This window comes from Labrys sp. 22185, from assembly GCF_052045555.1.
In the GTDB taxonomy this organism is placed as follows: Bacteria; Pseudomonadota; Alphaproteobacteria; order Rhizobiales; family Labraceae; genus Labrys; species Labrys neptuniae.
This window is the reverse complement of the sequence record NZ_JBQEPH010000004.1, coordinates 294,218-319,122: the sequence shown is the minus strand read 5'-3', so window position 1 is coordinate 319,122 and position 24,905 is coordinate 294,218. Positions and strand designations below refer to the sequence as shown.

The following is a 24,905-nucleotide window of genomic DNA, read 5'->3' as shown; positions in this document are numbered from 1 at the left end:
CGACATCCCTGGACACCGTCTGGAAATAGCTGAAACGCCGCCTTTGTCATGCCCGGGCTTGACCCGGGCATCCATCGGCCCTGTCTGAGTGCCTGGAGGGAATGACTGGATTGCCGCGTCAAGCCCGGCAATGACAAAGGTCGAGCCGATTCAATTCGTTATTTGCGGATTGCTCCTTAGTACCCCCCTCTCACGCCGCCTGCCATTTCTGCGCATATTCGCTACGCAGGGTGACGAACCAGGGCGGCTGAGCCGGCCACCACCAGATCTTCGACAGGCCATCGTCGGGATAGGCGGCGCGGAGGAAATCCCGCAGCTTGGGATCGAGCCGATCGACGGCACCTCGAGCCACGGGATTGGCGGAGAAAGCCGTGGCATAGGCGGCCGACGCTTCCGGTGTCACGATGAAGCGGGCCCATTCATGCGCCTGTTCGGCGTTTCGGGCATTCTTGAGCAGGCCATAGCCCTGCAGCCAGCCGAAGGCACCCTCCCTGGGCGCCACGAAGCCGACATTGTCGCCAGCCAGCGCCTGCGCCGTGGTGTCCCACGTCAATCCCAGCGTGCAGCCTTTGCTGCGGAAAGCCGTGAGCGCATCGTTGTCGCTGCTCCAGAACTGGCCGATCATCGCCTTGCGCCGGGTCGCCTCGGCCAATGCCAGGTCCCAGAGCTGCCGCATGGTCGCCTCGTCCTTGTAGCCGTCGAGCCAGGGCTTCGGCAGTTTGCCCTCGGCTTCCAGCACCCGGCCCATCGCCGCCAGGCCCGTCGAGGGCCTGATTGCGACCTTGCCGCGATATTTGTCATCGAAGAGCGAGGCAAGGGAGGCGGCGCCATAGGTCTGCGCCGCCGCCTGGCGCGCATAGGCCAACGCCTCCGCCCCCCAAAGCACCGGCAGGAAATAGCGCCGGCCCTTATGCATGGCCGAGCCGGTCAGGAAGGCCTTGTCATAGAGGTCGAGACCGACATTGCCATCGTCCCAGGGCTGCAGCAGGTCCGCCTGCAGCCATTCCGGCAGGCGGTCGAGCGAGGGCTCGACGATGTCGGCGCCCACGCCCTGGGCAGCGATGCGCGCCTGCGCCAGCATGGCCTCCTGGTCCGGCTGCTCGACGAAATTGATGGTGATGCCGGTCTTTTCGGTGAAGCTGCGGAACAGGGCGCTGAAATCATAACCCGACCAGCCCAGATAGGTCAGTTCCCCCGAGGAGGAGAGCGCCCGGCTGACGATGGCCGGCGAAGCCAGCGTGCCCAGGCCGAGTGCCGCCGTGCCACGCAGGAAAGCGCGGCGGGTGGGGTGAAGGAAACGACTCGGCCGGCCGCGCTGCATTTGTCCGCCTACGCAGCGCGCGTCAGCGCCTGGGCCAGGAAAGTGCCGCCAAGCCGCAGGCCCTGGTTGTCGATGCCGTGGCCGAGCCCACGGCTCATATGAGCCTCGACCGGCACGGCCAGGGATTTGAGCCCTTCCTGCGAGAACTGCAATGCGAAGGGAGGAATGACCTGGTCCTGGTCGCCATGGGCCAGCAATACCGGAGGCCTTGCCGTGATCTGAGGCGCCATCACCGCGGGCAGCTGCCCGTCCGGGCAGACGAGCACGCCGGAATAGCCGACGATCGCCCCCATCGCCTTGGGGCGGCGAAGCCCGACATGCAGCGCCATCATGGTGCCCTGGCTGAAACCGACCAGGGCGAGCGCGGCCTCATCCAGCCCTTCGCGCTTGAGCTCCTCGTCCAGGAAGGCATCGAGCACGGGCCGGGCCTTCTCGACGCCGTGCCAGCGCTCATTGGGGACCTGGAAGGTCAACGGAAACCACTGACGGCCGAAGGGACTTCCGGCGCAGGGCTCGGGCGCGTGGGGCGATACGAAGGCAGTGTCGGGCAGGAGTTCCTGCCAGGCACGGCCGATATCGATCAGATCGTTGCCATCGGCGCCATAACCATGCAGGAACACGACGAGCTGGCGGGCTTTTCCGGATTTGGCAGGCAGGCGGGGCCCGTCGAGTGTCGTCATTCTGCTCTCCTCAAGCAACTCATGGATTCACTGAGCACCCTTGCGTGACGAAAATACGTCGCACCGTCTACTCCAAGGCAACGCCTGCTCGGTTCTTCATCTTGGCGTAATAGGCAAAGAGCAGACGGGCGGCAACACTGCGCCAGGGGCGCCAGGCTTCGGCAATGCGGGCAAGCTCTGCGGCATCCGGGCGTTTTTCGAGGTCGAGCAGCATGCGCGCCGCTTCCTGCAGGGCAAGATCGCCCGAGGCGAAGGCATCGCCGTGGCCGAGGCAGAACATCAGATAGATGTCGGCCGTCCAGGGACCGATGCCCTTGACCCTGGTCAGTTCGAGGCGGGCCGCATCGGCGCCCAGCGCTGCGAGGGCGTCGAGATCGAGCCCTTCCAGCATCGCCTGGCCGAGCGCCCTGAGGGTGCGGATCTTCGGCATGGACAGGCCACCGGCCCGAAAATCCGCTTCGGGGGCGCTGACCAGTCTTTGCGCCGTGAAAGGATCGAACACCGCCTTGGTGCGCGCCCAGATCGCCCGGGCGCTGGCGACGGAGACCTGCTGGGACACGATGATCCATGCCAGTCCCTCCAGACCGCCCTCGTTGCGGCGCAAGGGCGGCTCACCGCACAGGTCATGGATGGCGGCCAGCCTGGGATCGAGCGCGCGCAAGGCCTCGACTCCGGCGAGGATTTCAGTGCGCGAACGGATGATCACGGTCATGCCCGTGTGTTACACCACAGGCGTGACAAATCAATCGATCCGCCCCCTCCTGCGCTTCGCTCCCAGTCCGACCGGCCATCTCCATCTCGGTCATGCGCTTTCGGCCTTCGAGAACGAACGCTGGGCGAAGGCCGCCGGCGGGCGCCTGCTATTGCGCATCGAGGATATCGATACCACCCGCTGCCGCCCGGAATTCGTCGCTGCCCTGCTGGAAGATCTCGCCTGGCTGGGCCTTCCGTTCGAACCCTCGCCGCGACGCCAATCCGAACATTTCGATGACTATCGCCAGGCCCTCGACAGCCTTGCCGGCATGGGGCTGCTCTACCGCTCCTATGCGTCGCGGGCGGAGATTGCCGCGGCCATCGACCGGCCGGGTCATCCCCGCGACCCGGACGGCACCCCGCTCTATCCCCGCGCCGCGCTCGCCCGCGCCGACGATCCTGCCGGGCGCGATCCGGCCGAACCCTTTGCCCTAAGGCTCGACATGACGGCAGCCCTGGCCAAGGCCGGACCTCTGGCGCCTGCCCTGTCCTGGCAGGAGCAGGCAGCGCCCCAAAGCGCGGGCTCCGAGGCGATTCCTGCCGCGCCGGAGCGCTGGGGTGACGTGGTGCTGGGGCGCAAGGAGTTTCCGGCGAGTTATCATCTCGCCGTGGTGGCCGACGATGCCCTGCAGGGCATCACGCATGTCGTGCGCGGGCGGGATCTCTACCATGCCACCGGCCTGCACCGCCTGCTGCAGGCCCTGCTCGGCCTGCCTGAGCCGGTCTACCATCATCATGGCCTGCTTCTCGGCCCCGACGGCGAGAAGCTGTCGAAGTCCGCCCGTTCCACCAGCCTGCGGGCTCTCAGGGCCGACGGCATCACGCCGGCGCAGATACGGGACATGGTGGCGGCGTGAAAGTGTGGCGGAATGGCGGGGGTCTTTCGTCATAAGCGCGATTTTAAGGGATTGGGCGAGATGAACCGGTTGGAGATAGAGCTCGACATATGAGCCCCCTCGCCCCGTTTACGGGGAGAGGATAGAGGTGAGGGGCGGCTCAAGGCCCGGTTTTTCTAGATTTGCGCAGCCCCTCATCCTTACCTCTGGTCAACTCAAGAGAGTTGACGACACCCCGTAAGAACGGGGCGAAGGGGTAGCTGGCGTCGCGCCTCCCGCTTTAACTTTGCGCTTCTGTGGATCGTTCCTCCCCTCACGCCTGCCTGACCACTTCTTCCACCGCCAGCCACCCACCCTCGACGCGCACCACCTTGATGCGCGCGCCGGTGCCCGCGTCAGTTCCCCGGACCTGCCACACCGTGTCGCCGACCCGGATGCGCCCCTCGCCGTTCACGATCGGCTCGGCCAGGGTGAAGCTCTGGCCGACGAGTGCATCGGCCCGGCGATTGAGGAAAGGCTGCTCCTTGTCGGATGCATCGGCCCTGCGAGCGAAATGCCGGCCGATCCAGGCGAAGACCACGCCGAGAGCCGCGAACAGCAGCAGGGCCAGCGGCCAGCCCAAGGGCAGGAAGAAGCTGATGGCACCGACAGCCGCTGCGGCGAGGCCGAGCCAGATCATGAACGCACCGGGCAGGAACACCTCCAGGCCGATCAGCACGGCGGCGAGCACGAACCATCCCCAGACATTGATGGACGCAAGTTCATTCATAGGCGCCTCCGTCTCAATCCTGCCCGGTACGCGGCACGCCGGAGCCGGCGCGCCTGGCCGGCGAGGCTGCGTCCCCGAAAGTGGCCTTGGCGATCTCGCCGATGCCGGCAAGCGAGCCGATCAAGGCCGTCGCTTCCATCGGCAGCACCATCACCTTCTGGTTCGGTGCCGTCGCCATCGCCTGCATCGCCTTCACATATTTGTCGGCGATGAAGTAGTTGAGCGCGGCGACATTGCCGTGTGACAGGGCCTCGGAGACGACCTGCGTCGCCGCGGCTTCGGCCTGGGCCGCGCGCTCGCGCGCCTCGGCATCGCGGAAGGCGGCTTCCTTGCGCCCTTCGGCTTCCAGCACCTGGGCCTGCTTGCGGCCATCGGCCCGCAGGATCTCCGCCCGCTGCTGGCCCTCGGCCTCGAGGATGACCGCCCGCTTCTCCCGCTCCGCCTTCATCTGGCGTCCCATCGAGGCGATCAAATCGGCCGGCGGCACGATATCCTTGATCTCGATGCGGGTGACCTTGATGCCCCAGCTGGTCGCCGCCGCATCGACCACGGTCAGGAGGCGATTGTTGATCTCGTCGCGATGGGAAAGCAGCTGGTCCAGGTCCATCGAGCCCATCACGGTGCGGATATTGGTCATCAGCAGGTTGAGGATCGCGCTGTTGAGATTGGCGACCTCATAGGCAGCCCTGGCGGCATCGATCACCTGGAAGAAGGCGACGCCGTCGACCGCCACCGAAGCGTTGTCGCGGGTGATGATTTCCTGGGTCGGAACATCCAGCACCTGCTCCATCATGTTCATGCGCACGCCGATGCGATGGAAGATCGGCGGTACGATGTTGAGGCCGGGCTGGATGGTATAGGCGTAGCGGCGAAAACGCTCGACCGTGTAGTTGTAACCTTGCGGTACGGTCTTCACCATCTTCATCAGGAAGAACAGCAGGACAATGGCCAAGACGATGACGGCTGTGGTTGCGGTGAGCGGAATATCGGGCATGGCGGTTTCCAGATCAGACTAGATCTCATCATGTCTAGCCGTGGCTGCGGGTGCTGCAAAGCGCTCTCGCGAGCTTGTGCAACCGGAAGATGCGAAAACGCACGATGGCCGCCATCCGCAACGCCATTGCACTTGCTACGCCGCGTGATATTGGATGTATCGAACGAAACGTTCGGCAAATCGAACGTATTTGTCGAACGGGCTTGGGCAACGGGGGAAATGCAGGCGCATGTCGGAAGGTGAGCAGCTGCGGGCAAGCTTCCCGGAACTGGCCCGCAAGCAGGCAGACCAGCCCGATGACAGCCTGGTCGTCGATTTCGGCTCGGAACGCCCGCTCCGCCTCGACAGCGGCATCGATTTCGCGCCGCTGCGCATCGCCTATACAACGGCCGGCAAACTGAACGCCGAGCGGTCCAACGCCGTGCTGGTCTGCCACGCCCTCACCGGCGACCAGCATGTCGCCAGCATCCACCCGGTAACCGGGCGCGCCGGCTGGTGGGACACCCTGGTCGGGCCGGGCAAGCCGATCGACACCGAGCGCTTCTTCGTGATCTGCCCCAATGTAATCGGCAGCTGCATGGGCTCTTCGGGTCCGGCCTCGACCAATCCGGCAACCGGCCGGCCCTATGGCCTCGATTTTCCGGTCGTGACCATCGCGGACATGGTGCGGGCGCAGGCCATGCTGCTCGACCATCTCGGCATCGAGAGCCTGTTCGCGGTGCTTGGCGGCTCGATGGGCGGCATGCTGGTGCTGCAATGGGCCGCCGCCTATCCCGAACGCGTGTTTTCGGCGCTGTGCATCGCCAGCGCCGCCCGCCATACCGCCCAGAACATCGCCTTCAACGAGGTCGGTCGCCAGGCGATCATGGCCGACCCCGACTGGCGCGGCGGCCATTATCTCGAAGCCGACACCCGTCCGGCCAAGGGCCTGGGGGTCGCCCGCATGGCCGCCCACATCACCTATCTCTCCGAAGACGCGCTGCAGCGCAAATTCGGCCGCAACCTGCAGGACCGCGCGGCGCGCACCTTCACCTTCGATGCCGATTTCCAGATCGAAAGCTATCTGCGCTACCAGGGCCTGAGCTTCGTCGAACGCTTCGACGCCAATTCCTATCTCTATGTCACCCGCGCGATGGATTATTTCGACCTCGCCGCCGAGCATGGCGGCTCCCTCGCCGCCGCCTTCAAGGGCACGCATACCCGCTTCTGCGTGGCATCCTTCACCTCCGACTGGCTCTTCCCCACCAGCGCCTCGCGCCAGATCATGCATGCGCTCAACGCGGCCGGCGCGCGCGTCTCCTTCGTCGAGATCGAGACCGACAAGGGCCACGATGCCTTCCTGCTCGACATTCCCGAGTTGTTCGACATGGTTCGCGGCTTCGTCGGCGCCGCCGCCCGCGAGCGAGGCGTGGCATGAACAGGTTCCGCCCGCGCGACACCAGGACGATGACGGCTCAGCGCAGCGCCACGGCCGCACCGGGCAGCCGCCTCGATTTCCTGCAGATCCGCGACATGGTGATCCCCGGTGCCCGCGTGCTCGACGTCGGTTGCGGCGACGGCGAATTGCTGTCCCTGCTGGAGGCGACGCGCGGCGTCGATGGCCGCGGCATCGAGATCAGCCAGCTCGGCGTCAACGCCGCCGTCGGGCGCGGCCTGGCCGTGATCCAGGGCGATGCCGATTCCGACCTCTCCGACTATCCCGACGACAGCTTCGACTATGTGATCCTGTCGCAGACCCTGCAGGCGACCCGCAATCCGCGCCAGGTGGTGGAAGACATGCTGCGCATCGGCCGGCGCGCCATCGTCTCCTTCCCGAATTTCGGGCATTGGCGCATCCGCAGCCAGATCATGTTCCGCGGCCGCATGCCCGTGACCGACAACCTGCCCTATGCCTGGTACGACACGCCCAACATCCATTTCTGCTCGATCCGGGACTTCGTCGAGATGGCGCGCGGCCTCGACGCGGAGATCGAACGGGCCGAGGCGCTGACGCTGTCGGGCCAGCCGGTCCAGGTCAGGGCGCCCTGGTGGTTCTGGAACCTGTTCGGCGAGCAGGCGGTATTCCTGCTGCGAAGGCGCTGAGATGTTGACTTCGCTGACGCCGTAGGCATCGTCGTGCCGCCCCTTACCGCACCCCTCCCGTAAGAACGGGGCGAGGAGGCGCAAGCGTTGCGATCGATCCTCGGACCTCTCATCTCGCCCGTCGGTTGGGCGAGATAGTTTGCTGTCAATATGAAACGCACCGCCGAAGTCCCCTCGCCCCGTTCTTACGGGGAGAGGTAAGGTGAGGGGCAGCGCAACCTGGACGAAGAATCGAGTAAGCGGCAGCGCAGGCTCACGCCCCGTCGGCAACCCGCCCTGCCGCCGGGCTCGGCAGCAGCACCGGCGTGAATTTCGGCGACACCGCCCGCTTGGCGCGCACGGTGATCGGCCGGAATACCTGCTTGGAGGCCTCCACAATGTGCACGCCGGCAAAGGGCGATGCAAAACGAGCCGCGAAGCGCTCATAAGCAGGCGCGGAACGCAGCGCCCAGCCATGGAACATTGGCGGCAGATAAAGGGCTTCCGTCCAGTTCACCGGCGAGAACAGCGCATCGCGCAGCAAGCGGGTCAATTGCGGGCGCGAGAAAGGCCGGCCATTGCCGAAGGGCGTGGCATCGGAGCGGGCCCAGACCCCGCGCCGGTTGGGTGCCACCAGCATCACCGTACCGCCGGGCGCCAGCACCCGCCAGATCTCGCGCAGCGTGTCGAGAGCGGAATCGGCCTCCTCGAGCAGATGGATGGCCAGTACCCGGTCGAGGCAGCCATCCGCCAGGGGCAATTCGGTCTCCTCGACCAGAGCAGCGGCAAGCGGGCCGTTTTCGGGCCATTCCAGCACGCCCTGCGTCGCCGGATTGAAGGAGACGACGCGCTCGGCCTCTTCGCGAAACATGGTGAGATAGGGTGCGGCAAAACCGATGCCGGCAACGCGCTGGCCGCGAAGGTCGCTCCAGCGCGCCCGGATCTTGGTGGCAATCAGGCGGCCGGCCACGATGCCCAGATTGGTCGAGTAGAAGTCGCGGAGATCGACGACATCGAGCGACATGGCATCAAGGATCCAGACGGTGGCGGCGAGATTGATTTTGCAACAGTTGGAGACTGCCTGTCACCCGAGGTGAGGCCGAAGCCTGGATATGGGCATGACGATCAGCCATCGGATCTCGTCACGCCCAATGAATGAGCCCTCTCCCATGCCGGGAAAGGGCTCACGGATCAATCGATCAAGAAAGATCAGGTCAGTTGGTCGCCGTGGCGCCCTGCTCGCCGCCCAGGCCCAGCCAACGCTTGTAGAAAGGCTGCTCGGTCGGAGGATTGGTGATCGCGGGCGGCAGCTCGGCCATCTGGGCGGCCGGCAGCGCCGTCGCTGCCATCATCGGCTTGTCCGGCGTCAGCGTCTTTGCCTTGCCCTGCTTGGGCTTGGTGTCAGGCACCGTGCCGGTCTGGATCGGGTCGACCTTGATCGCCGTAACCGGGGAAGCCGGCTGCTCGGTCGGCGCGAAGCCCAGCCAGCGTGCATAGAAGGGCTGGCCTTCCGGCGCGGCCGAGGCCACCAACTGGCTTGCCGGAGCACTGGACGAGACAGGCGCCGCGGCCACGGCCACCGGCTTCTGCGGTATCGGGGCCGGGAACTTGCTGCCCATCAGCCGGGCATAGACGGCTTCCTGGCGCTTGGCGACAGCCTTCGGATCCGCCCCCCCCTTGATCGGCTTGCGAGCCACGGCAGCTTCCGAATAGAGCAGGCTTTCGGCTGCCGCATAGGTGACGCGATGCGCGGCATCCGCGTCCGCGGCTGTCGCCGGAGCGCCCGCATCGTTGAGGGCAACCTCGGTCACGTCGACGCGCGAATAGCTGAAGGGGCGATCCTTGCCCGGTACCGCCGACTGATCGACGGCCCGCGCGGCGAACACCGGATTGGAACCGCCATCCTGATAGATATAGTTGACGGCCTTGGTGCCGGAGGCGACCAGCGCGGTGATCTTGGCATCGTCGCTGCGCCGCTTCTCGTAGACGGCGGCTGCCACATTCTGGCTGGCGGGAGCGATCCCGCAATCTGTACCGCCATTGCCGTTGAAGACATAGCGGCCCTTGCAGACATCGACCTTCACCGTCTGCTTGGTGACCTCGAAGTTGTCGGTGCCTTCCTTAAGGTTCTGCCAGAAGCCGATATTGGGGTTGCGGCGATTTCGGGCCATGTTCTCGGGCGTCATGCGGAAGGGCAGCGACTGCACCTGGAACGAAGCCTGGCCACCCTGCAGCGCCTCGCGCGCAACGGCATAGATCTCAGCCACCTGCTTGTCGGTCATGGCAAAGCAACCGCGCGAAGAGCAGGAGCCGTGCACCATGATGTTGCCGCCGGCCCGGCCGAGCTGGCGATCGAAGCTGTTGGGGTAGCCGATGTCGAAAGACAGGTAATATTGCGAATTCGGATTGAGGCTGCTCATGCTCACCGCATAGAAGCCTTCGGGCACCTGGCGGTCACCCTCGCTCTTCTTCGGACCGAGTTGGCCGGACCAGCGGCAGACCGGATAGCTCTTGAGCAGGGCATAACGTCCGCTCGAGGTCTGCTTCCAGAGCTCGAGCTCGGACTCCTTCTTGTAGATGCGCACCAGGATGGGCGCGGAACGCGCCATGCCCTTGGCCTGCATTTCGGCAATCAGGGCCTGCGGCACCGGGCTAGTCGAACGAACACTTGCGCCATTCTGATTGGAACAGGCTGCTGCCAGCAAAAGGACCGGCACGGCCATTGCAATCTTGCGCATCAACTTGAAGTGAGCGGTCATGAACCAGTGAACCCGTGCAAAGTCAGCAATACAGACTAAGGGACATTTACAGTCAACGACCACTCGCCGCAAGTCATGGGTCGATCGTGGTTACGCAACAGCGTGAACGAACTCTTAACGGCACAATGCCTGATTCCACGCCCTGCCGATAGAGGCCTTCCACCGGAAACTGGCCGGGGACCCTATAGACTTCCTCGTGGCTCGACAAGCATCGGCCACGACAAAACCCCGGATCGGACAGGACAGCGGGATGCGACATGGAGTCTTCGCCGCTCCCGGTGCCGATCGATCCATCCTCTATACTGCATGCGGAGCAGCCTGATCCTGAACCTGCTGGCTGTCATGGACCTGTCGCACGCGCTGGCTATCCCTAGCGCAAAGCGCGTTCAGGGGGAACGCGTTCTCCTCAAGCTCTTTGTTTGGACGCGTCCTTGCAAGTACGGCAGCTTGGCCACACCGCAAGACGCTTCGGCGACAAAGTCTGCTCGCATCGCGAAAGGATTGCCATGCGCACGCTCCTCGCCGCTCTTGCGGTCACCACCATGCTGATCGGTCCCAGCCAGGCCGCGGGCATCTATCCGCTCGACCGCGCCACCATCCTGGCCGGCTCGCCCTTCGACTTCAAGGCCGAGTTCGCCGGCACCGTGAAGCCGGAGGATGTGCGCGTCACTGTCAACGGGCAGGACTACAAGGGTGTGTTCGGCAAGGACGTCGAGTTCGTCGCCTCCGAAAAGGGCAAGGACAACAAGGATCTCGGCTCGGCAGTGCTGTTGCGCGGCCTCACCCTCAGCGTGCCCGGCAGCTACAAGGTCGAGGTTTCGGCCGGCGGCCAGAGCCGCAGCGTGACCTGGGACGTCTTCGGCACTGCCGCCACGCCCAAGGCCAAGAACATCATCTTCCTGCTGGGTGACGGCCTGACGGTCGCCAACCGCACCGGCGCTCGCATCATGTCCAAGGGCATGACCGAGGGCAAGGCCAATGGCCGCCTCGCCATGGACGATCTCGACCACATGGCCTTCATCGGCACTTCGTCGACGGATGCCATTGCCACCGACAGCGCCAACACGATGTCGGCCTACATGACCGGTCACAAGACGGCGGTGAACGCTCTCGGCGTCTATGCCGATCGCACGCCCGCCAGCCTTGACGATCCGCGCGTCGAGACCATCGCCGAGGCGCTGCGCCGCACGGGCAAGAAGTCCATCGGCGTGGTCTCCACCGCCGAGATCGAGGACGCCACCCCGGCGGCCGTGGTTTCCCATACCCGCAAGCGCGCCGACAAGGCCGAGATCGTCGGCATGTTCTACGACGTGAAGCCCGAAATCATCCTGGGCGGCGGCTCGGCCTATTTCCTGCCGAAATCGACCACCGGCTCCAAGCGCAAGGACGACAAGGACTATATCCAGCTCTTCAAGGATGCCGGCTACACGCTGGCCACCGACAAGGACAGCCTCGCTGCCGCCTCCGGCACCAATACCGGCAAGATCCTCGGCCTGTTCCACACCGGCAACATGGATGTGGCACTCGACCGCAACCTGCTCAAGAAGGGTACGGTGGGCAAGTTCCCCAACCAGCCCGGCCTGGTCGACATGACCCAGTCGGCCCTCGACCAGCTTTCCAAGAATCCGGAAGGCTTCTTCCTGATGGTGGAAGCCGCCTCGGTCGACAAGATGTCGCATGCCCAGGACGGCGAGCGCTCGCTCTATGAGACCATCGAATTCGACAAGGCCGTCGGCGTGGCGCGCGAATTCGCCAAGACCCATCCCGATACGCTGATCGTCGTCACCGGCGACCATACCCACTCCATGTCGGTGATCGGCACCATCGACGACAGCAAGCCCGGCACCGACATGCGCGAAAAGGTCGGCATCTATGCCGAGGCCGGCTTCACCAATTACGAGGACAAGGACGGCGACGGCTATCCCGACAAGATCGATCCCAGCAAGCGCCTGGCGGTCGTCTACGGAAACTATCCCGACCACTACGAAACCTTCAGCCCGAAGCTGGACGGCCCCTATGAGCCGGCCATCCAGAACGAGAAGAAGGAATATGTCGCCAATCCCGCCTACAAGGATGTGCCCGGCGCCGTCTTCGTCCAGGGCAACATCCCACGCAACAACGACAGCACCGCCCACGCCGTCGACGACGTCGTGCTGCAGGCCACGGGACCCGGTGCCGAAGGCTTCAAGGGCTATCTCGAAGAAAGCGACGTCTACCGCGTCCTGGCCGATGCCTTCGCGCTCGGCGCTTCCGGCGCCCAGAAAGCGCAGATGCAGTAAGGCTTTGCCTGAAATAAACGAGTCGAATTGGCTCAACCTTTGTCATTGCCGGGCTTGACCCGGCAATCCAGCCCTCCTCCCGGCACTGAAGACGAGGCGGTTGGATGCCCGGGTCAAGCCCGGGCATGACAATGGCAGCGTTTCAGTTGTTGCCGACAACGCCTAATGATCGGACGGCAACCATCGGGCGGCTAGCCGCCCGATGGCGATGTTTCTCGAGAGCGCCGACCTCGGCCCGCGTAAGAGCTCACCATGACGACCATCCCTTTCCTGTCCCGCCGCCATGTCGTGACCCTGGTCGGTCTGTCGCCGCTCCTTCTCGCGCGGCCGGCTCTTGCTGCCTCGCCGGCGACGCTCGGCTTCCCGGAACTCTATGGCAAAATCAGCGTGCTCGGCCTGGAATTCTCCGCCAAGGTCAAGGAACTCGACGGCAAGGACGTGGTGATGAGCGGCTTCATGGCACCGCCCCTCAAGGCGGAAGCCACCTTCTTCGTGCTCACCGAAATCCCGATGTCGATCTGCCCCTTCTGCTCCTCCGACTCGGACTGGCCCGACAATATCGTGGTAATCTATCTCGACGAGAAGCAGACCTTCGTGCAACCCGGCACCCGGATAGAAGTGTCGGGACGCCTGGAGATGGGATCCTGGACCGATCCGGAAACCGGCTTTCTCAGCCGGCTGCGCCTGCGCGACGCGCGCTACTGGGTGGTCTGATCCGGTGCTGGCACTCGACCTCGAAGATATCGCCGTCTCCTTCCCTGGCCTCGCCGCCCCGGTGCTGCGCATCGACAGGCTCGCCCTCACGGCGGGCAGCCAGCTTGCCGTGACCGGCCCGTCGGGCTCGGGCAAGAGCACCTTCGTCAACGTCGTCACCGGCCTCGAGCGCGTCGGCCAGGGTCGGATACGCTGGGGCGACACCGATATCGCCAGGCTGCCGGAGGGCGCCAGGGACCGCTGGCGCGGGCACAATATCGGCCTGCTCATGCAGGATTTTCATCTCTTTCCCGGCCTGTCGGCCCTGGAGAACGTGCTGCTGCCGCTGCGCCTGTCGGGGCGGGCCGGCAAGAGCGCGATCGAACGCGGCCGCTCCCTGCTCGAACGGGTCGGCCTGTCCAGGCCGGATCAGGCGATCGACGGCATGTCCCGCGGCGAGATGCAGCGTGTCGCCCTCGCCAGGGCCCTGCTGCGCCGGCCGGCCGTGCTGGTGGCGGACGAGCCGACCGCGAGCCTCGATGCCGAGGCCGGCGCCGTCGTGGGCGACCTCCTCATCGAACTCGCCAGCGCGGAAGGCTCCACGCTCATCGTCGTCTCGCACGACACTACTCTGACGGGGCGACTGGCACGACGGCTGACGCTCGCCGCCGGCCGCATCGCGTCGGACGAGGTTGGAAGGGCACAGGCCGCATGATCCGCTTCATCCTCGCCGATCTGCGCCGCGTCTGGCCCGGAGCGCTGGCCGTGGTGCTGCTGGTGGCGCTGGCCACCGCGCTCGGCGTCGGCGTGGTGCTGCAGGAACGGGCGATGCGCCTCGGCAGCGCCCGTGCGGCCGACAAATTCGACCTCGTCATCGGCGCCGCCGGCAGCGAGACCCAGCTGGTGCTGTCCTCCGTCTTCCTGCAGCCTTCACCATTACCGATGATGCCGGTGGAGACGCTGCGCAAACTCGCCGCCGATCCGCGCGTCGCCTGGGTCGCCCCGATCGGCTTCGGCGATTCCTATCAAGGCAAGCCGATCGTCGGCACTACGACAGCCCTGGTGAACGCTCTGTCCGACGGTCTTGCCGAAGGTCGAGCCTTCGCCGCCGAAGGCGAGGCGGTGGTCGGCGCTGCCGCCGGAATCCCCCTCGGCACCCGCATCAAGCCCTCGCACGGCATGGCCGAGGAAGGGGGCCATGCCCATACCGAACTCGCCTACACCGTGGTGGGGCGTCTGAAGCCGAGCCATACCGCCTGGGACAAGGCGGTCCTGGTGCCGATCCAGGCCGTCTGGCACCTGCATGGGCTCGGCCATGCCGAAGAAGCGGCGGATCACGATGTCCATTCCGAGCATGAAGGCTCCAAGCCTGACGATGCCGAGCACGGCGAGGCCGGGCATGAGGAGCATGAGCATGAAGGCGCGATCGATGCGGCGGCGCCGCTCGACGAGAGCTTCGCCAAAACCGCAGCAGGAGTCCCGGCCCTTCTGGTCAAGCCCCGCACGATCGCCGATGCCTACAAGCTGCGCCAGGCCTATCGTGGCGAGGGCACGCTCGCCGTCTTCCCGGCCGAGGTGCTGACGCGGCTCTATGCCACGCTCGGCGACGCCCGCACCGTGCTGGTGGCGGTCGCGGCCGGCGCGCAGTTCCTGGTGGCAGCAGCCCTGATCTTCGTGACGGTGATCCATGTCGGCCAGCGCCGCCGCCAGATCGGCGCACTTCGGGCTCTCGGCACGCCGCGCCTGACAGTGCTCGCCATTGTCTGGTCCGAACTCTTCGTCCTGCTGGCGCTCGGCATCGGAGCAGGCTTCGCGCTCGGCTATCTCGGCGCCCTGACCATATCGGGCTGGGTGACGAGCTGGAGCGGCATGGTCCTGCCGGTGGCCTTCACGCGGGCCGATCTCGGTCTCGCCGCCCTGTTGGCCGGCTTCGCCGCCCTGCTCGGCCTGGCCCCTGCCTTGCTGGCCTATCGGCAATCGCCGGCAGCGGCGCTGAGGGGGTGAGGCAGGCAGACCGGCTGGGAACCGCGGACGTCAGCGACATGCTTGCATGTCGCGATGTCCGCCTCTTGGAAACGCCGGAGCCTTGCGGATAGGAAGAGCGGACGAGACCTCCGCGGTCCCAGCCGCAGCGTTTCCCATGCAAACTCGGTCCGAAATCCTACAGGCTGCGGCCGATCATCAGATATTTGTCCTGACGCGCCCGGATCAGGGCTTCACGGGACTGGTTGAAGAGATCGCGCAGCGAATTCTGGATGAAATCGCCGGTTGTCTCGATCGCCTTCTCGGGCGAGCGATGGGCACCGCCTGTCGGTTCGGGAATGATCGCATCGATCACACCGAACTTCAGGAGGTCCTGCGCCGTGATCTTCATGTTGTTGGCGGCATCCTGCGCCTTGCTGGCCTCGCGCCAGAGGATGGAGGCCGCGCCTTCCGGCGAGATCACCGAATAGATGGAATGCTCCAGCATCAGCACCCGGCTCGCCGCCGCTACCGCGATGGCACCGCCCGAACCGCCTTCGCCTATCACCACGGCGACGCTGGGCGAACCCAGCCCCAGGCAGGCATCGGTCGAGCGGGCGATCGCCTCGGCCTGGCCGCGCTCTTCCGCATCGATGCCCGGATAGGCACCGGCCGTGTCGACGAAGGAAATCACCGGCAATTCGAAGCGGTCGGCCATTTCCATCAGTCGCACGGCCTTGCGATAGCCCTCGGGCCGCGCCATGCCGAAATTGTGCCGGATCCGGCTTTCGGTGTCGGAGCCCTTTTCATGGCCGAGGATGCAGACGGACTCGCCGCGGAAGCGTCCGAAACCACCGATGATGGCCTCGTCGTCGCCGAACTTGCGGTCACCGGCAAGCGGCGTGAAATCCTCGATCAGGGCAGCGATATAATCATTGGCATGCGGGCGCTCGGGATGGCGGGCCACCAGGGTTTTCTGCCAGGGCGTGAGCTGGGCATAGAGGTCGCGCAGCGCCTGGTTTGCCTTGGCCTCGAGCCGCTGGATCTCGTCCCCGATCGCCACTGCGTCACCCGACTCTCCCATCGCGCGCAGTTCCTCGACTTTGGCCTCGAGCTCGGCCACGGGTTTTTCAAAATCGAGATAGCTGCGCATGGGTGTCCAAATGACGACGAAAGGAGCCGGAAACTGGCGTCTCACGCCAGGGAAGTCAAGGAAGGGTTTCGCATATCTCCCCTTCGCACAGACCGTTCACGGCTTCATGACGAAGCGCTCGGCCCGGCGAAAGGCACTATTTCTGCCGTCTCTGCCGCTGGGCGCGGGCGAGAACGGGCAGTACCATCCGAGTCGGTAGGACCGACAGGATAGCAACCATCAGCCTCGGGATCATGCCCGGCACCACGACGGTGCGACGTCCGAAATAACCGGCGAGTCCGATATGGGCAACATCCTTTGCCGAAAGCGGACGCGTGATGGCAATGACACCCGACTTGCCGACCCCTGCCCGGGCGCCGAAGCGGGTCGGTACCGGACCGGGGCAGAGGGCGCAGACGCGGATGCCGCTTTCCCGCTCCTCGAAAGCCAGCGCCCGCGTCAATGACAGCACGAAGGCCTTGCTGGCGTAGTAGACGGCAAGGCCCGGCCCAGGCGTGAAACCGGCGACCGAGGCGACATTGAGCACGCCGCCCTCGTTCTCGCGGATCTCGGGCAGGAAGGCGAGTGTCAGCGCCAACAAGGCACGGCAATTGAGATCGACCATGCCGACCTGGCCAGATACCGGCAGATCCGCCATATCGCCCGCCAGGCCGAAGCCGGCATTGTTGACCAGATGCCGCACGCTGAGGTCCTGGTCACGCAGCACGGCCTTGACGGCCTCGGCCGCATCGGCGCGTTCGAGATCCAAGGCGGCAACCGCCACGAAGCGCCCCGTGGCTGTCGCGATCTCACTCTGGACGCGCAGTAATTCGCTCTGCGTCCGGGCGATCAGCATGAGGTCCTCACCCTGTTCGGCCAGGGCGTGGGCCAATGCTTCGCCGATGCCGCTCGATGCGCCCGTGACCAAGGCGACCGGGCGGCTCACTCGCCGGCTTCCGGCAGAAGCACGTTGTTCCGGGAGGCGGCCTTGCTGCGGATCGTGGTGCGCGCGGCTGACGGGACGTCGAGGGCCTCGGCGACGCGCCAGACGAGATTGTCCTCGAACTCGTGCAGGACGCCATCGGCGAACACGATCTCCCACATCATTTCGACGATGCGCTGGCGCCCGTCGACGTTGTAGGCGCGCTTCACCACGCCGGTGAAATCGTTGAAATCGAGAGCATCGCGATTACGCTCTCCTGCCGCCGCCAGCAGGGCACGGGTCTCGTCCTCATCGAGCGAAAAGCGCTCCTGCAGCAATGCGGCCACACGTGTTTTCTCGGCCGGACTCTCGACCCCATCCACATTCATGGCATAGACGAGCAGCCCGGCGGCGGCGACGCGATGGTCGGTCTCGTCGAAGACGTAGCGTGGCCGGGCCGGCCCGCCCGGCGCAAAACTGCGTATCAACTTTTGCAAGCGAGCCAACATTGCAACATCCCGCCTCAGAACCACAACCGTGCAGACTGCGCGTTCACGGCTGAACGCACCTTGCCCCAACTCTTCATCTCGACGCGTCTTTGCGGTTTCCGGCGATTCCGTCAAACGGCAAAGACCGTTTCCTGCGCTGGTTCCAGCCGCGCCCGCCCGGCATTACCCAGGAGGCGATAAATAGAACCTGAGTTCAATATGCGGGGGTCCGGCATGAGTTCAACCCGCCGACAATAAAAAAGCCGGCGACCCCGCAGGGTCGCCGGCTGATCAGATAAAACCGATCGATTTAGCGCCTATTCGCTCGCGGTTTCCGCGCTCGCCTCGGCCGTTTCACTTGCAGCGGCAGCCTTCTTCGAGACACGGCGCTTGCGCGGACGCGGAGCAGCAGCTTCGGCCTCCGCTTCGGCCGCTGCGGGAGCGGTAGTGGGGGTCGCTTCTACCGGCGCGGCAACAGCCTGAACTGGCGCCGGGGCAGCTGCCGGAGCCGCAGAGGCTACCGCCGGCGTGCCGGTGATGAAGGAAGGCAAGGTGGAAAGGGCATGATCGTCATGCAGATCCGGCTGGGGCTGGTCGACCGGAACCACCGGCGCCGGCTGGAACGCGCCGCGTTCGCCTTGCCCGCGCTCGCTGAAGAGCGGCCCGTCGCCGGCATTGGCGCGGTCACGGAAGGGACGATCGCCACGATCGCCGAAACGGCGGTCACGGCGGCCATGGCGCTGATTGAAGCGCGGCTCGCCACCGCCCTCGCCTTCGGCCGCCTGGCCGTTGGCCTGCCCGTCGAACTGGCGATCGCGCTGGCGCTCCTCGCGGTAGGGCCGGTCCTCGCGGGACTGCCTGTCCTCGCGCGGCTGGCGTTCCTCGCGCGGACCACGCTCGCCGTTGAAACGGTCATTGCGGTCACGGAAGCGGTGCTCACGCTCGCGGTAGGGCTGGCCGCCCTCGCCACGCTCGCCGAAATTGCGGTCACGTCCCGGCTGCACCAGGCGCGGCTGTTCGTCGAAGCCCTGGGAGCCGCCGAACTGATTCGCCGGCGTCCCGAAGCCCTGCGGCATCGAGGGGATCGGGCCCTCGAAATCGGCATCGTCACCATCTTCCTCGTCCTCGGCACCATGGCCGAAGTTCTGGTCGCTGGTGAACTGCGGCTGCGCCGCCGCGATGATGCGGAAATAGTGCTCGGCGTGCTGCAGATAGGACTCGGCCAGGATCGGGTCGCCGGAGGATTGGGCATCGCGCGCCAGCTGAACGTATTTTTCAGCGATATGGGCGGCGGTTCCACGAACCTTCACGTCGGGGCCGTTCGACTCATAGCTCCGGCTCAGCGGGTTCGGACCCTTGCCGCCGCGTGAACGACCACGCATACGCTTTTGCTGTCCCTGCCTCATAGATTGATCTCATTCTCCGCTATAAACATGCGCAATCTCGCGAAGCGACAGCGAACCTTCGTCATGGCCATTGCATCACATCAGTCAATGCACGGGTCAGGAAAACCATAGGTTCCGCCTGCGTCGGGCGCAGCAGCACACTCCGGCAGATCGCCACCTTGGCTCTTGGTACCGGAATAGGCATTTCCATCGTTAGGGCGAACGAGCGCTTCGCTCGATGTTCGACTGAAAGTGCATCTGCACTAGAGCCGGCTCGTACTATCGACGCCAGCCCCGAACGATTTGTGTATCTCTAGATAGTCGCTCGCGCGGCAAAGTCCAAGCCCTTTTTAAAAGGCCCAAATCTTTTTTCAAAAAAATCTTGGCGCTTTTTACAGGAAATATGCCGCCCAATCGAGATTTTGCGGCCTGTGAGGTTTTTTGGCGCCTCCGCTTGTCATTCGCGCGCCGATGGCCCATATACGCGGCGGGAGGTTGGCGGTGGACGCAACACTCGCCAACCGGGTCAGGTCCGGAAGGAAGCAGCCCCAACGAGACCGCTGCGGGTCTTCGTCCAACCTCCTACCTCATGGAACGGCGGATCGCACAGGTGGCCCCTTCGAGGGATTCGGGGGAATTGATGGAAGACGCGAACACGACGCCCTCCGATACCCAGCCCTATCGCGTTCTCGCCCGCAAATACCGTCCCCAGACTTTCGATGACCTGATCGGCCAGGACGCGATGGTGCGCACCCTGTCCAACGCCTTCGAGACGGGGCGTATCCACCAGGCCTATATGCTCACGGGCGTGCGCGGTGTCGGCAAGACCACCACGGCGCGCATCCTGGCGCGCGGGCTCAACTACGAGCCGCCGGAGGGCGGCGGCAAGCCGACCATCAACATGCCGGGCCTCGGCCGACACTGCCAGGCCATCATCGACAGCCGCCACATCGACGTGATGGAGCTCGATGCCGCCTCCCATAACGGCATCGAGAACATTCGCGAGATCACCGACGGCGTGCGCTACGCTCCGGTCTCGGCGCGCTTCAAGGTCCTCATCATGGACGAAGTCCATATGGTGACCACGCAGGCCTTTAACGCCCTTTTAAAGACGCTGGAAGAGCCGCCGCCGCATGTGAAGTTCATCTTCGCTACCACCGAGATCCGCAAGGTACCGATCACCATCCTGTCGCGCTGCCAGCGCTTCGACCTCAGGCGGGTCGACAGCGGCCTGCTCGCCCGCCATCTCGGCGCGATCTGCGAGAAGGAAAGCGTCTCGATCGACGCGGCGGCGCTGGCGATGATCGCGCGGGCGGCCGAGGGCTCGGTGCGTGACTCGCTGTCCCTGCTCGACCAGGCCATCGCCCATGGTGGCGGCACGATCGACGGCGAAAGCGTGCGCGCCATGCTGGGCCTCGCCGACCGTTCGCGCGTGATCGACCTGTTCGAAGCGGTCATGCGCGGCGACGCCGCCTCCGCCCTCGACGAGTTGCGCGCCCAATACGACCAGGGCGCCGATCCGGCGGTGGTGCTGTCGGAACTCGCCGAATTCACCCATTTCGTCACGCGCGTGAAGATCTCGCCGGCCGCCGCCAACGATGCCTCGGCCACCGAAATCGAAAAGGTGCGGGGCACCGAACTCGCCGGCAAGCTCTCGATCAAGGTGCTGACCCGCCAGTGGCAGATGCTGCTCAAGGGCATTCCCGAGACCCAGACCGCCGCCAAGCCGCTGGCCGCCGCCGACATGGTGCTGGCGCGCCTTTGCTATGCGGCCGACCTGCCCTCGCCGGACGACCTCATCCGGCAACTCACGGAAAATGGCGGCTCCCTGCCCTCGCGCGGGCCCGCGGCAGCGCCGCCGGCGCCCCCGCCGGCCGCCCCGCGGGCGCAATTGATCACCGCCGCCACCCAGGCGCAGTTCCAGCCGCAGCCCCAGCACACCCCGATACCGGGGCCGGCCTCGGCCGCGCAGCCGGGCCGCACGCTCGCCAGCTTCGCCGAGATCGTCGGCCTCGCCATGGAAAAGCGCGACCTGCCGCTGAAGCTGGCCCTGGAGCGTTTCGTGCGCCTGGTCGCCTTCGCCGATGGCCGCCTCGACATCGCCCTCGAGCCGGGTTCGCCCCAGGGCCTGGTCAACGATCTCTCGCGCAAATTGTCGGACTGGACCAACAAGCGCTGGCTGGTGGTGCTGTCGTCGGAAAAGGGCGAGGCGACCTTGCGCGAGCTCGCCGAGGCCCGGCAGGCCGCCGTGCTCTCGGGCATCAGGGCCGATCCTTTCGTGCGGGCCGTGATGGAGCGCTTTCCGGGTGCGGAGATCGTCGACATCCGGGATAATGCCCCAGTGGAGACGCAATCCCTGGCACCGGCCCCCGATGATGGCGGCGATCCCGACGACGGCGACGAGGCCGAGCCTTATTCCGCCGACGATATCTGAACACGCAGCAGGAGTTCCCATGAAAGACGTAATGGGCATGATGAAGCAGGTGCAGGCCATGCAGGCCAAGATGCAGACCCTGCAGGCCGAACTGGAACAGACGGAAGTCGAAGGCGTGGCGGGCGGCGGCCTCGTCAAGGTGCGCCTCACCGCCAAGGGCGAGATGAAGGGCGTCGAGATCGACGCCTCGCTGCTCAAGGCCGACGAAAAGGAAATCGTCGAGGACCTCGTCCTCGCCGCCCATAACGACGCCCGTGGCAAGGCCGACCGCCTGACGCAGGAAAAGATGGGCTCGATCACCGCCGGCCTGCCCATCCCGCCCGGCATGAAGCTGCCGTTCTGAAGCGGGCGCGGCGACTATCGAGCGACCACGTTACGGCTGGCCGCCTCCCCTGTCGAAGAGCGCCTCGATATCACGGTGACCTTCGACAATGTTGACGATTTCCAATCGGTCGCTGTGATAGCGCAGGAAGATCACATAGCCTCGAAAAGTGAAACTTCGCAGGTCAGGGCGCAACTCGGGCCGAACCCGGCCAAAGATGCCGGGCAAGGTCGCGAGCTTGCGGCACTGCTGCCGCAGCTGTTCCGCGAACCGGCGTCCCAGCATCAGACTTCCACTTTCACGACTGATGTAGTCCTGGATTGCGATCAAGTCCCTGACCGCAGCGTGTGAATAGACCAGCCGCCTCACTCAGTACCCTTCGGCTGCAAGTTGCGTGGCGGCGGCATCGAGAGCCTTGCCTACCTCGTCATCGGAAAGACTGCCTCCTTCGTCGATGGAGGCATTCACCATGTCGCGGAGCGCTTGCAGCTTGGCTTCACGCTCCTCGACGAGACGGAGGCCCTCCCTGACCACCTCGCTCGCCGAGCCATAGCGGCCTTCCCGAACGATCGTATTGACGAATTCTTCCCACCGCGAGCCGAGTGATACGTTCATGGCGGTTCTCCTTTGCCGCCATGATAACATATTTGGCGCAATTTATGCTATCGCCTTCACCGCGGCCGGCGTGTTGCGGAAGCTGATGGCCAGGCGGTTATAGGCATTCATCAGGCCGATCGCGATGGTGAGGTCGGCGACCTCCTTCTCGGAAAACACCGCCCGCACGGCCTCGAATTCGGCCTCGGGCACAGCCGTCTCGGCGACCCTGGTCACCGTCTCCGCCCAGCGCAGCGCTGCTTTCTCTTGTTGGCTGAACAAGTCGCCGGCCTCATGCCAGACCGGCACCAGCACCAGCTTCTCCTGGGGCAGCCCGTCCTTGGTCAAGTCGCGCGAATGCATGTCGATGCAATAGGCGCAACCATTGAGCAGCGAGATCCTCAGATAGACCAGGTTGACCAGCATTCTGGGCAGGCTCTGGCTGACATAGCCGTAGACGCCGCCGAGGGCCTTCATACCGGCAGGGGCGGCGGCGTTGTAGTCGAGGCGCGGGGCCATTTCACTTCTCCTGATCATAGACGGTGAGGTTGCGGTCGCCGGTATCGGCGACGAAGACGGCGAGCAGCGAGGCGGGCCTAGCCTTGCTGGCATTCTCGCTGACCTGATGGTGGGCGCCCGGCTCTTCGAACCAGCTCTCGCCGGCGCGATAGACCTTGACCGGCCCGCCATTCACCTGGCTGCGGATCGAACCCGACAGCACATAGGCAAAGACGAAAGCCGTCCTGGAGTGGGTATGCGCAGGCGACTTGCCGCCGGGGGCGTAGCGGACGAGGACGCTGGTCATGGTCTTGCCGGGCACGTTGGGCAGGGCCTGCTCGAACACCGGTGCCGCGCTGGCCCCGCCAGCCTTCGATTGCGGCGAATGGGCCAGGGCTGTGGTGGCCGCAAAGGCAATACCCACGCCGAGCAGAAAGGCTCTGGAAATCATCATCTTGGTTCCTGTCTTGCGATGACTGCAGCATGGCTTTCTTTCGGCTCACAAAAAAGCACCAAGAATTGGATGAAATACTGTACCATTCGGATGCATGAACGAGTCCTTCAAGATCAGTATCGATCGCGCCGCCCAGGCTCCGCTGGCCGTGCAGATCCATCGCAGCATCGCCACCGCCATCCTCGACGGCCGGCTGGCCAATGGCGTCCGGCTGCCGTCCTGGCGCGATCTCGCGGCCCAGCTCGGCGTCGCCCGCGGCACGGTGCGCGTGGCCTATGAGAAGCTGGCCGACGAGCAGCTGATCGTCGGCATGGGTGCGGCCGGCACGCGCGTGATCCACAACGCTCCCCGCGCGCCGGCCGCGGGCCGATTGCCGGAGGCTACGCCCCTGCCGGCGCTCTTTCCCGATTTCGAGCGCCCGCCGGCCACCTTCCAGATGGGCGTGCCGGCTCAGGACGCCTTTCCCTTCTCGCTATGGTCGCGCATCATGGCGCGCAGTGCCCGTGCTGCCGCCGCGGCGCCGGTGAGCTATCCCGATCCGCGCGGCCATATCGAGCTCCGGCGCGAGATCGCCGCCTATCTCGCACTGGCGCGGGGCATCCAGTGCGAGCCGAGCCAGATCCTGGTGACGTCGGGCTATGCCGGTGCCCTCGGCCTCGTCCTGCGCGCCCTCGAACTCGACGGCCATAAGGCCTGGCTGGAGGATCCCGCTTTCATCCTCACCCATATCGCCCTGGAGCAGGCTCGCGTGGCGATCACGCCCGTTCCGGTCGACCACGACGGCATCGACGTAGCCGCCGGCATCCGTCTCGCACCGGACGCCGCCTTTGCGGTGGTCACCCCGGGCCAGCAGGCGCCTCTCGGCCTCACTTTGTCGCTCGAACGGCGCCTTGCCTTGCTCGATTGGGCGCAGGCGCGCCAAGCCTGGATCATCGAGGATGATTATCTCAGCGAATTGCAGCTCAGGGGGCGGGCTGCGCCGGCCCTCGCCTCGCTCGACCGGCAGGGCCGGGTTCTGCATGCCGGCACCTTCAGCAAGACCATCACTCCGGCGCTGCGCCTTGGCTTCCTGGTCGTCCCGCCGCAACTGGCGGCCCGTTTCGGCGACGTCGCCGCCGCCCTCGCGCCAGCGCCGGCGGCCTCGATCCAGCGAGCCGTGGCGAGCTTCCTGGCGGAGGGGCATTATCTCAGGCATCTGCGCCGGATGAAACGCCTCTACGCCACCCGGCGCGACGCCCTCGCCTCCTGCCTCGCCGCGCGTATCGGCCCCGGCATGAAGGTCCATGCCAATGGAGGTCTTGCCGTCCTGCTCGACCTGCCCGATACGATCGACGATGTTGCCGTCTCCCATCAGGCCCTGCCTTTCGGACTAGCTCCCGTGCCGCTTTCACCCTGGTACAAGGGAGCGCGGCGAGCCGGCCTGCTGCTGGGCGTCACCAATGTCGACCCCGGGCGCATCGCCACCGATTGCGACCGCCTGCTGGCGCTGATCGCAGCCCATGGCTGACCTCGTAAGGCTCCAAGACGGTTTACATTCGCAGGCACTAGTGCACACTGCGGTGCCCGTGC

25 protein-coding genes and 1 other RNA gene are annotated in these 24,905 nt (G+C 65.4%); 11 read left to right on the top strand and 15 right to left on the bottom strand.

All coding sequences use genetic code 11. The features are described 5' to 3' along the window. Positions 1-190: 190 nt before the first annotated feature. The 3 genes from ACTJKX_RS11450 to ACTJKX_RS11440 all read right to left on the bottom strand — a co-directional run bounded on the left by ACTJKX_RS11450 (position 191) and on the right by ACTJKX_RS11440 (position 2,713). Positions 191-1,321 carry an extracellular solute-binding protein gene (locus tag ACTJKX_RS11450; RefSeq protein ID WP_440725330.1) on the bottom strand — a complete coding sequence of 377 codons (1,131 nt, stop codon included), beginning with the start codon at positions 1,319-1,321 and terminating at the stop codon, positions 191-193. A gap of 8 nt (positions 1,322-1,329) precedes the next feature. Further along, positions 1,330-2,001, bottom strand: coding sequence for an alpha/beta hydrolase (locus tag ACTJKX_RS11445; protein ID WP_367626125.1), 672 nt, complete (start codon positions 1,999-2,001; stop codon positions 1,330-1,332). 67 nt (positions 2,002-2,068) lie between these two features. Next, positions 2,069-2,713: a DNA-3-methyladenine glycosylase family protein gene (locus tag ACTJKX_RS11440; protein WP_394311141.1), complete on the bottom strand. Its 645-nt coding sequence runs from the start codon at positions 2,711-2,713 to the stop codon at positions 2,069-2,071. On the opposite strand from ACTJKX_RS11440, the gene gluQRS reads away from it, so the two are divergent. Then, a complete protein-coding gene (gluQRS, locus tag ACTJKX_RS11435) occupies positions 2,712-3,611 on the top strand; it encodes a tRNA glutamyl-Q(34) synthetase GluQRS (protein ID WP_440725329.1) in 900 nt (299 codons plus the stop codon). The two genes, ACTJKX_RS11440 and gluQRS, sit on opposite strands and share 2 nt — an antisense overlap. Positions 3,612-3,903: 292 nt before the next feature. Here gluQRS and ACTJKX_RS11430 read toward each other — a convergent pair whose 3' ends face one another. Together ACTJKX_RS11430 and ACTJKX_RS11425 are read right to left on the bottom strand one after the other, a co-directional pair. Continuing rightward, complete coding sequence (locus ACTJKX_RS11430; RefSeq protein WP_311937713.1) at positions 3,904-4,359, bottom strand: NfeD family protein; 456 nt, start codon at positions 4,357-4,359, stop codon at positions 3,904-3,906. Positions 4,360-4,372: 13 nt separating this feature from the next. After that, positions 4,373-5,353, bottom strand: a complete 981-nt coding sequence (locus tag ACTJKX_RS11425) for an SPFH domain-containing protein (RefSeq protein WP_311937714.1) — start codon at positions 5,351-5,353, stop codon at positions 4,373-4,375. Positions 5,354-5,582: 229 nt separating this feature from the next. On the opposite strand from ACTJKX_RS11425, the gene metX reads away from it, so the two are divergent. Then, positions 5,583-6,770: a homoserine O-acetyltransferase MetX gene (gene metX / locus ACTJKX_RS11420; protein ID WP_440725328.1), complete on the top strand. Its 1,188-nt coding sequence runs from the start codon at positions 5,583-5,585 to the stop codon at positions 6,768-6,770. Beyond that, positions 6,767-7,435 carry a methionine biosynthesis protein MetW gene (gene metW, locus ACTJKX_RS11415; protein ID WP_440725327.1) on the top strand — a complete coding sequence of 223 codons (669 nt, stop codon included), beginning with the start codon at positions 6,767-6,769 and terminating at the stop codon, positions 7,433-7,435. Before metX ends, metW begins: the two co-directional genes overlap by 4 nt. Before the next feature lie 253 nt (positions 7,436-7,688). Here metW and ACTJKX_RS11410 read toward each other — a convergent pair whose 3' ends face one another. Then, positions 7,689-8,438, bottom strand: coding sequence for a methyltransferase domain-containing protein (locus tag ACTJKX_RS11410; RefSeq protein ID WP_311937718.1), 750 nt, complete (start codon positions 8,436-8,438; stop codon positions 7,689-7,691). 190 nt (positions 8,439-8,628) lie between these two features. Further along, positions 8,629-10,173 (bottom strand): L,D-transpeptidase family protein, encoded by a 1,545-nt coding sequence (locus tag ACTJKX_RS11405; protein ID WP_394311132.1) that lies wholly within the window; start codon positions 10,171-10,173, stop codon positions 8,629-8,631. Between the two features lie 506 nt (positions 10,174-10,679). On the opposite strand from ACTJKX_RS11405, the gene ACTJKX_RS11400 reads away from it, so the two are divergent. From ACTJKX_RS11400 to ACTJKX_RS11385, 4 genes are all read left to right on the top strand, one after another. After that, complete coding sequence (locus ACTJKX_RS11400; RefSeq protein WP_440725326.1) at positions 10,680-12,452, top strand: alkaline phosphatase; 1,773 nt, start codon at positions 10,680-10,682, stop codon at positions 12,450-12,452. A gap of 252 nt (positions 12,453-12,704) precedes the next feature. Next, positions 12,705-13,166 (top strand): hypothetical protein, encoded by a 462-nt coding sequence (locus ACTJKX_RS11395; RefSeq protein WP_068284184.1) that lies wholly within the window; start codon positions 12,705-12,707, stop codon positions 13,164-13,166. A 4-nt stretch (positions 13,167-13,170) separates the two neighbouring features. Beyond that, positions 13,171-13,860: an ABC transporter ATP-binding protein gene (locus tag ACTJKX_RS11390; RefSeq protein WP_440725325.1), complete on the top strand. Its 690-nt coding sequence runs from the start codon at positions 13,171-13,173 to the stop codon at positions 13,858-13,860. After that, positions 13,857-15,149 (top strand): FtsX-like permease family protein, encoded by a 1,293-nt coding sequence (locus ACTJKX_RS11385; RefSeq protein WP_440725324.1) that lies wholly within the window; start codon positions 13,857-13,859, stop codon positions 15,147-15,149. The genes ACTJKX_RS11390 and ACTJKX_RS11385 overlap by 4 nt, the downstream gene beginning before the upstream one ends. Positions 15,150-15,306: 157 nt before the next feature. Here the strand turns inward: ACTJKX_RS11385 and ACTJKX_RS11380 are convergent, their stop codons facing one another. From ACTJKX_RS11380 to ACTJKX_RS11365, 4 genes are all read right to left on the bottom strand, one after another. Beyond that, positions 15,307-16,260, bottom strand: a complete 954-nt coding sequence (locus ACTJKX_RS11380; protein ID WP_367626116.1) for an acetyl-CoA carboxylase carboxyltransferase subunit alpha — start codon at positions 16,258-16,260, stop codon at positions 15,307-15,309. A gap of 136 nt (positions 16,261-16,396) precedes the next feature. Beyond that, positions 16,397-17,185: an SDR family NAD(P)-dependent oxidoreductase gene (locus ACTJKX_RS11375; protein ID WP_440725323.1), complete on the bottom strand. Its 789-nt coding sequence runs from the start codon at positions 17,183-17,185 to the stop codon at positions 16,397-16,399. Beyond that, positions 17,182-17,670 (bottom strand): TerB family tellurite resistance protein, encoded by a 489-nt coding sequence (locus ACTJKX_RS11370; protein ID WP_440725322.1) that lies wholly within the window; start codon positions 17,668-17,670, stop codon positions 17,182-17,184. Before ACTJKX_RS11370 ends, ACTJKX_RS11375 begins: the two co-directional genes overlap by 4 nt. Positions 17,671-17,966: 296 nt before the next feature. Continuing rightward, positions 17,967-19,031, bottom strand: a complete 1,065-nt coding sequence (locus ACTJKX_RS11365; protein WP_440725321.1) for a DUF4167 domain-containing protein — start codon at positions 19,029-19,031, stop codon at positions 17,967-17,969. Positions 19,032-19,523: 492 nt separating this feature from the next. Here ACTJKX_RS11365 and ffs point away from each other — a divergent pair. The 3 genes from ffs (at position 19,524) to ACTJKX_RS11350 (ending at position 21,811) form a co-directional block, all read left to right on the top strand. Further along, an RNA gene (ffs, locus tag ACTJKX_RS11360) (signal recognition particle sRNA small type) lies at positions 19,524-19,621 on the top strand. 53 nt (positions 19,622-19,674) lie between these two features. Continuing rightward, positions 19,675-21,468 carry a DNA polymerase III subunit gamma/tau gene (locus tag ACTJKX_RS11355; RefSeq protein ID WP_440725320.1) on the top strand — a complete coding sequence of 598 codons (1,794 nt, stop codon included), beginning with the start codon at positions 19,675-19,677 and terminating at the stop codon, positions 21,466-21,468. A gap of 19 nt (positions 21,469-21,487) precedes the next feature. Further along, complete coding sequence (locus tag ACTJKX_RS11350; protein WP_311937739.1) at positions 21,488-21,811, top strand: YbaB/EbfC family nucleoid-associated protein; 324 nt, start codon at positions 21,488-21,490, stop codon at positions 21,809-21,811. A 30-nt stretch (positions 21,812-21,841) separates the two neighbouring features. Here the strand turns inward: ACTJKX_RS11350 and ACTJKX_RS11345 are convergent, their stop codons facing one another. From ACTJKX_RS11345 to ACTJKX_RS11330, 4 genes are read right to left on the bottom strand one after another with little or no spacing between them, the layout of a single operon-like run. Continuing rightward, a complete protein-coding gene (locus tag ACTJKX_RS11345; protein ID WP_440725319.1) occupies positions 21,842-22,159 on the bottom strand; it encodes a type II toxin-antitoxin system RelE/ParE family toxin in 318 nt (105 codons plus the stop codon). Next, a complete protein-coding gene (locus tag ACTJKX_RS11340) occupies positions 22,160-22,405 on the bottom strand; it encodes a type II toxin-antitoxin system ParD family antitoxin (protein ID WP_394311114.1) in 246 nt (81 codons plus the stop codon). A gap of 42 nt (positions 22,406-22,447) precedes the next feature. Then, positions 22,448-22,903: a carboxymuconolactone decarboxylase family protein gene (locus tag ACTJKX_RS11335; RefSeq protein ID WP_440725318.1), complete on the bottom strand. Its 456-nt coding sequence runs from the start codon at positions 22,901-22,903 to the stop codon at positions 22,448-22,450. Position 22,904: 1 nt separating this feature from the next. Beyond that, a complete protein-coding gene (locus ACTJKX_RS11330) occupies positions 22,905-23,336 on the bottom strand; it encodes a cupin domain-containing protein (protein WP_394311111.1) in 432 nt (143 codons plus the stop codon). Between the two features lie 94 nt (positions 23,337-23,430). On the opposite strand from ACTJKX_RS11330, the gene pdxR reads away from it, so the two are divergent. Further along, the gene (gene pdxR, locus ACTJKX_RS11325; RefSeq protein WP_440725317.1) at positions 23,431-24,843 is read left to right on the top strand and encodes a MocR-like pyridoxine biosynthesis transcription factor PdxR; all 1,413 of its coding nucleotides are present in this window, start codon (positions 23,431-23,433) and stop codon (positions 24,841-24,843) included. The last annotated feature ends 62 nt before the right edge of the window (positions 24,844-24,905 follow it).